The following is a 1,191-nucleotide window of genomic DNA, read 5'->3' as shown; positions in this document are numbered from 1 at the left end:
AAAATTCCAAATACACATAAGCATGGTACAATAGAAACATGCTGAAGGAGGATCTCATATGGCAAAGCAACATGACAAACAATTTAAACTTGATGCAATCCAGTACTATCAAGATCATAAAGATCTCGGAGTACGTGGATGTGCAGAAAATCTTGGCATCGGCTACAGTACATTAACAAAGTGGCTGAAAGACTTCCGAGAATCAGGTGATATTCCTGTTCGTGGTTCTGGTAATTATGCATCTGATGAGCAGAAGGAAATTGCCCGTCTCAGACGTGAATTACGTGATGCCCAAGATGCACTTGATGTGTTAAAAAAAGCAATCAACATTCTGGGAAAATGACGGAAGCCATTTATCTCGAAGTGACTGAGAAGACAGAAGCTGCCAAAAAGGCTGGACGCCAGGTTTCCGTCTCCGGAATGTTGAAATTTTTAGGTGTCTCTCGCTCAGGATATCTTGCATGGCTCCACCACGTACCTTCTGATACAGAAAAACGTCGTGAAGCTGTAAAAGCAAAAATACAGGATATTTATGATGATTCCAAGCAGAACTACGGTGCTCCGAAAATCACTGTAGAACTGCGAAAAACCGGTGAAGTCATTTCGGAAAGAACCGTTGGTACATATATGCGCCAAATGGGAATCCGTGCTCAGTGGAGCAAACCATGGACCATCACCACAAAAGATTCTGATTTCAGCACAGAATTACAAAATATCCTTGATGAACAGTTTAATCCTGACCGTCCGAATGCTGTCTGGTGTTCGGATATCACCTACATCTGGACAATAGACGGATTTGTCTATCTGACCAGTATTATGGATTTATTTTCCAGAAAAATCATAGCCTGGACACTTTCAGAAACACTGGAAGTATCCTGCGTGATTGATACTATAAACAAAGCCAAAGCTCGCCGAAATATTGATCAACCATTAATTATCCATTCGGATCGTGGCAGCCAATATGTTGCAAAGAAATATAAAAAAGCAACCGAAAATATGCAGCGTAGCTACTCGAAGAAAGCTTTTCCGTGGGATAATGCATGCATTGAATCCTTTCATTCTGTTATCAAACGTGAATGGCTCAATCGCTTTAAAATCCGTGATTATAAGCAAGCATACCAGTTGATTTTTGAATATCTGGAAGCTTTCTACAATACGAAACGAATTCATAGCCATTGCAACTATATGTCG

The 1,191-nt window shown here is 40.5% G+C and carries 2 protein-coding genes; both read left to right on the top strand.

Features of this window, described 5'->3' with window-relative positions; all coding sequences use genetic code 11:
* Window positions 1-58 precede the first annotated feature (58 nt).
* Entirely contained in the window at window positions 59-343 is a 285-nt protein-coding gene (locus tag ROSEINA2194_RS15480) for a transposase (RefSeq protein WP_007889554.1), read from the top strand.
* The coding region (locus ROSEINA2194_RS15475) for an IS3 family transposase (RefSeq protein WP_007889550.1) at window positions 340-1,191 on the top strand (852 nt) is incomplete at its 3' end. The genes ROSEINA2194_RS15480 and ROSEINA2194_RS15475, both read left to right, overlap by 4 nt.

The organism is Roseburia inulinivorans DSM 16841 (assembly GCF_000174195.1).
GTDB lineage: Bacteria > Bacillota > Clostridia > Lachnospirales > Lachnospiraceae > Roseburia > Roseburia inulinivorans.
This window is presented reverse-complemented; position numbering and strand designations above follow the sequence as displayed.